Annotated in this window: 1 protein-coding gene and 1 pseudogene; both read right to left on the reverse strand. The window is 51.3% G+C overall.

Features of this window, described 5'->3' with window-relative positions; translation table 11 throughout:
- Nucleotides 1-2,477, reverse strand: a 2,477-nt coding sequence (locus QT990_RS25280; protein ID WP_333465891.1) for a DUF4347 domain-containing protein, incomplete at its 3' end; no start/stop codon positions are given.
- A gap of 652 nt (nt 2,478-3,129) precedes the next feature.
- Nucleotides 3,130-6,955 (reverse strand): annotated as a pseudogene (locus QT990_RS25285) (DUF4347 domain-containing protein); the annotation flags it as partial.

Raw genomic sequence — 6,955 nt, forward strand, 5'->3', positions numbered from 1 at the left:
AAGCCCGGAACAATGGTGTCGGCGATCGCCACATTGGTTGCCGGACTCGGCCCACTGTTAGTGGCCGTAATTGTGTAAGTGACTGTCGATCCGGCGATCGCAGTAGCGGGCCCGGTTTTGACCGTCACTACATCGGCACTCTGGGTGATAGCAGTGGTAACTCGCGCTTGAGGGCTGCTGCCGTTGTTGTTGGCAGGATTGGGGTCTGGACTCGTTGAGGTGCTGCTAGCAGTGTTGGCGATGGGGCCGCCGGTGGCGGGCACTGCGAAACTGACGGTTCTGTTGGCGCTGGCGGCGCGGGCTAGGGATGCGATCGCCGTCCAAGTCACAATACCTGTAGTTGCGTTGTAACTTCCCCCCTCCGAGACGCTGACTCCTGTTAAGCCCGGAACAATGGTGTCGGCGATCGCCACATTGGTTGCCGGACTCGGCCCACTGTTAGTGGCCGTAATTGTGTAGGTGACTGTCGAACCCGCAGCCGCAGTAGCGGGCCCGGTTTTGCGCGTAACTACATCGGCAATATTGTTCGTGATAGTGGTGGTGACTCTCGCATCCGGGCTGCTGCCGCTGTTGTTGGCGGGTACGGGATCGATCGTGTTGCTGCTGCTGAATACACTGTTTGTAATAGGGCCGAGTGTAGTTGGGGCCGTAACGGTTACGGTGCGGGTGGTGCTGGCCCCAACAGGTAAATTCGGAATACGCCAGGAGACCAGTCTCGTTGTCGGGTTGAAAGTGCCACTGCCGTCGGCACTGCCAAATACTGCCCCTCGGGGCAGTTGGTCTTCAACCAGCACGTTTTCGGCCGGGTTCGGGCCATTATTTACTGTCGTAATTGTGTAAGTAATGCTGCTACCCGGTGCCGCTGCAGCCGGGCCTTTTTTCGTTGTCGCAACATCTGCTGTAGTAGTCGGCACGTTTATAGTTTGGATCGACAAAGTGCGAATGTCGTGAATATTTGTTGCGTCTCCCGTTGAACCAGCAAAACCAAATTTGAATGTTGCCGGGATTTGCCCGTTTATTCCCTCTAAATTGCCAATGTCGATAATAGTCTCGCCCGGATCTGTAAACGAACCATTATTGTTGAGATCAAAGCTAACAGTAAGTTGACGGTTGGGCGTTGCAGAAGAAGTGGGAGGTTGCAAAATAACTTGAACTCTTCTTCTGGCTGGTTCGCGAGTGCTAGTAATGCTGTTGATTGGCGGACTTACGGGATTGGGAATATTATCTACTCCCCCCGGCACAAAGTTAGAAGTTAAAAACCGATATTGCGTAGCTTGGCTACCTCGAAGCGTTACCGAATCTGGTCTAGACCCGTCCGCAGTTCCGCCTATACGCCCTTCATTCTGAGTTGAAAAATTTCCGAATTCATCAAATCCAATTCCTAAATAACCTCCGAGTAAACCGGCCTGATTTTCGTTTATATTTTGGGCGTAGCCGAGAGAACCTCCATAGCCTCCAGCTTTTGTTGGCGTCACACTACCGTCAATTAAAAAGAAACTTATGCCGTCCCCTGTCAAATTATTGGATAAATTCGGACGTGCAGTGCCGTTGTAGGCAAATATATCGAAGACAATTTTAAGGCCACTGCTGGCTGGTACCGCACTGTTATAGATGGCAAAAGTAGATTGGTCAAAACTTCTTGAAGTTAATCTCAAAGCCCCGCTGCCGGGCGGGTCGATGTTCAAACCCGGAAAACTCTCCGTTCCGGTTCCTGCTGTTAAAGCTGGAAGGTCTGCCGTGCCGCTGACCCCAGATATCCAAGGCCCTATTAGACTTGCATCTTGAAAAGTTTCGTCAACTAAAGTAATGAGGACAGCGCTGTAAGTTTCCTGCGTTTTTGTTTCAAATGCTATTGCGGTTTTTACTCGTCCTGCTGTAACATTTAATTTCCAGTTTCCTCCTAACTTTGCACTGCCAATTAAATTGTTGGAAGCGGCTATATTTGCACCTGTTAGTTCTCTCAGCTTCCGCACGAAAGCCATCCCTGATTTTCCAGCCCCAACCCTACAGGCTAATAATAAAATATCGGCTTTTTCCGTGAAAGCATTTCCCCACTGCTGCAAATGCCGATCGTACTTTGGTAAGTTTTCATCCTTCAGTACAGTTGACCCCAGTTGCACGGAAGCTTCATTGCCGTGAGCAACAATCTGAAGGCTGGCAATTAAGCTGCGTTTAGCTAGAATCTCGGTAATTTGTTCTACTCCGTCCAGAGTTTGATCGAGGACAATTATCTCTGTCCCCGGTTTGACTCCGCTGGCAAGATGCTGATAATTCTCTACCCTCGGATCGATGCAAACTAAATGTTTTTTATGTTGAGTATTGACTGCCAGACTCGCTTTTGTTAAACAGGAAATATCCCTCACCCGATCGCTGACTAACTGCCCCCCCATCAAAGAAGCTTTTATGCAGTCGGTGTCGCGGCTATCGCAACTTGATTTGTGAATCGGTGAAGAGTAGTTGCACCATAAATTTTTCATGAGTTACATAGCTCCTTGATTTGTTAATTATCAGTCTTCAGTGGTAGATATTATTGTTAAGGGCTCATAGGAAATTTCTCACTGCTAATTTCTCGACTTCGCATACCTAACAAGTTCTATTTACTTCGATTTTTTTTAAATCGACATCTTCCCCAAGTATCAGTTCGCTGTATTTACCTTATAAATTAGGCGTTTTTTAGCCAAGTCAGACGTGGCGCTAAATTATTTACCTATAAGAAGAAACAGATAAGATGTACGAAAATACGCCGACGGCAGCCAGATTTACTGCCTAAAAGTAGTTGACAATTGTTCGCTTTTGGAGTACATATGGTGTAGTTATTCTGACTTTTAGTAGGACGTGATTCCTGATAAAAAACCAATTTAATGGTATTCAATCAGCCGAATCTCAGCTTATCTCTATTTCCATCAAAAAATGGTTATAAATTTTGTATTCATAAACTCCGTCCTCTGGCTTTCATCAGGAGTTAATAACTTACTAATAACCAATTTTATGCTCGTCGTTAATGCGAACAATCCAATAATTCACGAGCTTGATTTTTGTAATTTTTTAAATATTAAAATACCCGGTTTGTCAAACAAACCGAGTTGGTAAAATATCGGAAAAGTTCAGCGAATTTAAAGCGCTTTTATCTTAAGGAGAAAGAGTCAGAAAATCCAGAGAGGTAATAGTATTATCAGCCCCAAAAACCTGAGCCAAAACCTGACCAGTCGCCGCAACTTGTAGCAGTGTGCCATTGGCCATCGAGTTAAGTTGCAAAGCCTCAAAACTCAAGCCACCAGCCAGGAAAAACTTATCAGTTCCTACGGAAAAATTGAGCACAGTATCCATACCGCTATTAGCGCTTAACACAAAGCGATCGTTCCCAATACCTCCTATCAAAGTATCATCTCCCCCATCGCCAAACAGCCAGTCATCCCCTGCACCCCCATTGAGAATATCGCTATCTTTCCCTCCGTAAATAGTGTCATTACCATCATCACCATTGAGAGTATCTTGACCTTCATTGCCGTATAACAGGTCATCCCCACTGCCACCGTTGATGCAGTCTTGCTGGCCGTTAGAGCCCACAGCGCCTCGCAGATTTTCCCCGCGATCGCCAAAAATAGTATCGTTACCTTCATCGCCGCACAAAATATCGCTGCCCGAGTCGCCGTACATCAAGTCGTTGCCAGCATCTCCCTGTACTACATCGTCATCCTTGCCTCCACGAAGGGTATCGTTACCAAAACCCCCACTCAAAGAATCGGAACTCTCACCCCCACCCTGAAAATCATTGCCATCTCCTCCAAATAGCAAGTCGCGGCCATCCACATCGGACACTAACTGATTTTGCAAGCCGCCATAAAGCGAATCGTCCCCCTCATCCCCGACAATGGTGTCGGAACCGAGTTCGCCCCAAATCCGGTCGTTGTCTTTGCCACCATAAACTAAGTCGTTACCTTTGCCGCCAAAAATACTATCGTTACCGCTGCCACCGCCGATGAGATCGCCGATGTCGTTACCGAAAATTAAGTCCGCTTCATCCGTGGCAATTGTACTGGCTTGTTGAGTGCCGTAGTCGCCGATTATGGTGTCGGAACCTAGATTGCCGTAAAGAGTATCCGAGTCAGTTTCGCCAAAAATGCGATCGCCCCCTTTGCCTCCAAACAGCAAATCCCGTCCGTTGCCACCCAGCAAGGTATCGTCTTGTTCTTCGCCGTTAAGTAAGTCGTTGCCATCGCCTCCTGTCAGTAAATCGAAGCCGTCGGGGTCGCTATCGAGGGAGTTGAGGACGCCACCAAACACAGAGTCGTCTCCGTTGTCGCCGGAAAGGGTATCTGGGCCTTTGTCACCCCAGATCAGGTCGTCTTCTTTGCCACCAAAGGCGATGTCCCCAGCTTTGCCGGAGTAAACGGTGTCTGAACCTTGGTTGCTAGCAATGGCATCGCCTGAAGAACCCCCAAAAATTAGGTCGCCGTCGTTACCTGTCAAGTCGATGTTGTTGCCGTTGTCGCCGATTATGGTGTCTATACCGCGATCGCCGTACAATGTGTCTCCATTGCGATCGCCAAAAATGCGATCGTCTTGTTTGCCACCAAATACGGCATCGGTTTGTTTGCCGGCGTAAACGATGTCGTTGTCGAGGCCGGCAGCTATGTAATCTCGCTGTTGTTCGCCGAAGATGATATCGCTGCCTGCTTCACCTAACACTGTGTCGTCGCCACGGAGGGAGAGAAACAGTTGGTTAGTTTCGTTTCCTGTTAAGGAATCGTTTCCGGGAGTCCCGATGCTGGTGTTTTGGATGTCGATGAGTTGTGCGGCGTTTGAGTCGAAGTTAAGTATTGGCGAAGGCTGGGGTTGGATAAATGTTATCGGGGGCAGCAAGGGCAAGGGGTCGCAACCGCAACCGGTATCCGGTTCGGGTACAAGGTTGAATATAGGGGTTGGTTCTGGGGCTGGTGTTGGTGTTGGTGTGGGTGTTGGTGGTGTTGGTGTTGGTGTTGGTGATGTTGGTTCCGGTGTTGCAGTTGGAGTTGCAGTTGGTTCCGGTTCCGGCGCAGGTGTTGGTTCCGGCGCGGGTATGGGCGTCGGGGCTGGTTCCGCTGCGGGTGTGGGTGTTGGTGCCGGTGTTGGTGTTGGTTCCGACGCTGGCGCGGGTGTTGGTTCCGGCGCGGGTATGGGCGTCGGGGCCGGTTCCGCTGCGGGTGTGGGTGTTGGTGGTGTGGGTGTTGGTTCCGACGCTGGTGTTGGAGTTGGTGTTAGCGCGGGTATGGGCGTCGGGGCTGGTTCCGCTGCGGGTGTGGGTGTTGGTGCCGGTGTTGGTGTTGGTTCCGGCGCGGGCGCGAGTGTTGGAGTTGGTGCCGGAGTTGGTTCCGGTGCGGATGTTGGAGTTGGTGCCGGTGTGGGTGTTGGTTCCGGCGCGGATGTTGGAGTTGGCGTGGGTGTTGGTGGTGTGGGTGTTGGTTCCGGCGCGGGCGCGGGTGTTGGTATCGGCGCGGGTGTTGGTGTTGGTATCGGCGTGGGTGTCGCCGTCGGTATCGGTTCCTTAAGGGGAATGAGAGAGACAGTGGCGACTGCCGCACTGGTAGCGCCGAGGTTATCTGTAGCGCTGTAAGTGAAATTTGCCCCTATGAAATTGTCAGACGCCTGGAAGAACAACTGCGTAATTTGCTCCGCCGTCAGGGTTTGACCTGCCGTGACCCGCACCCCCTGGCTGGGATCGCCCAAGAACAGCGTACCTTCAGTGGCTAGTGGCAAAGTGTTGATAGTAAAGGAAACCACCGTCCCGTCGGCGTCAGTTCCTCCCAGTCCGGGAATCTTCGCAGTTCTTCCCAGCAACACAGCCAGAAGAGAGTTGTTAGCCACGGGTGGCTCGTCATTAGGAGGTAATAGTGCTAGGAGAGAAGCCGTAGCCGGGGATCCACTAATCGCGCCGCGGCTGTCTGTCGCGCTGTAGGTAAAATTGGTTTCTGTGAAATTGCCAGACGCTTGGAAAAATAACTGGCTGATTTGACTTGTGCTAAGTCTTTGGCCTGCCGTGACCCGGATTCCCTGGCTGGGGTCCCCCAAGAACAGGACGCCTTGATTTGCCGCCGGCAGGGTGTTGATAGTGAAGAATTCGATCGAGTCGTCGGGGTCTTTTGCCGTCAGCACTGTGAGGTTGACGGTGCTGTTTGGCGCCAGTGTCTTGGTGATGTTTGTGGGTACTGGCAGGTAGTTGAACGCCGGGGACACCAGAGAAACTGTGGCGGCAGGACTGCTGCCCTCGAGATTGTCCTTGCTGCTGTAGGTAAAGTTAGCTCCTGTGAAATTGCCGACAGACTGGAAGAATAACTGCGTCATTTTCTCGGCTGTCAGGGTTTGACCTGCCGTGACGGCGACTCCCCCGGTTGCGGGGTCGCCCAAGAACAGGATGCCTTGATTTGCCGACGGCAGGGTGCTGATAGTGAATGCAACCACCGTGCCGTCAGAGTCTCTGCCTCCGATCCCGCCGAGTCGGACAACGCTGTTGGGCGCAATCGCCACATTGCTGCTGTCGGCTGATGGAAGCTTGTTGGGTGTTGGCTGCGCGCTAATGGCAGTGGTGACAGTGGCTCTGGACTCGGAACCGTTGTTATTGCTGGGGTCGGGGTCAAAAGTGGTCGATCGACTCTGGGAAGTATTGCTAATGCTGTCCGTCGCTGGAACGACTACTGTTACCTCGCGGTTGATGTTGCTGCCGCTAGTTAAGCTGGGAATTGTTGGGAAGGTGACAACCCCTGTCACTGGGTCGTAAGTGCCGCCGTCCGATGCGGTGACTCCCGTTAAACCGGGAATGATGCTGTCTGTAATCACTACGTTTTCAGCAGCATTCGGCCCATTGTTGGTGGTAGTTATAGTATAAGTCACGGAACTGCCAGCCGGAGCAGATGTGAGACCGCTCTTGGACGTAACCAGGTCGGCGCGGGCTACATCGATCGAAGTAACAACTCGCCCC

This window comes from Microcoleus sp. T3_B1, from assembly GCF_036700445.1.
Taxonomy (GTDB): domain Bacteria; phylum Cyanobacteriota; class Cyanobacteriia; order Cyanobacteriales; family Microcoleaceae; genus Microcoleus.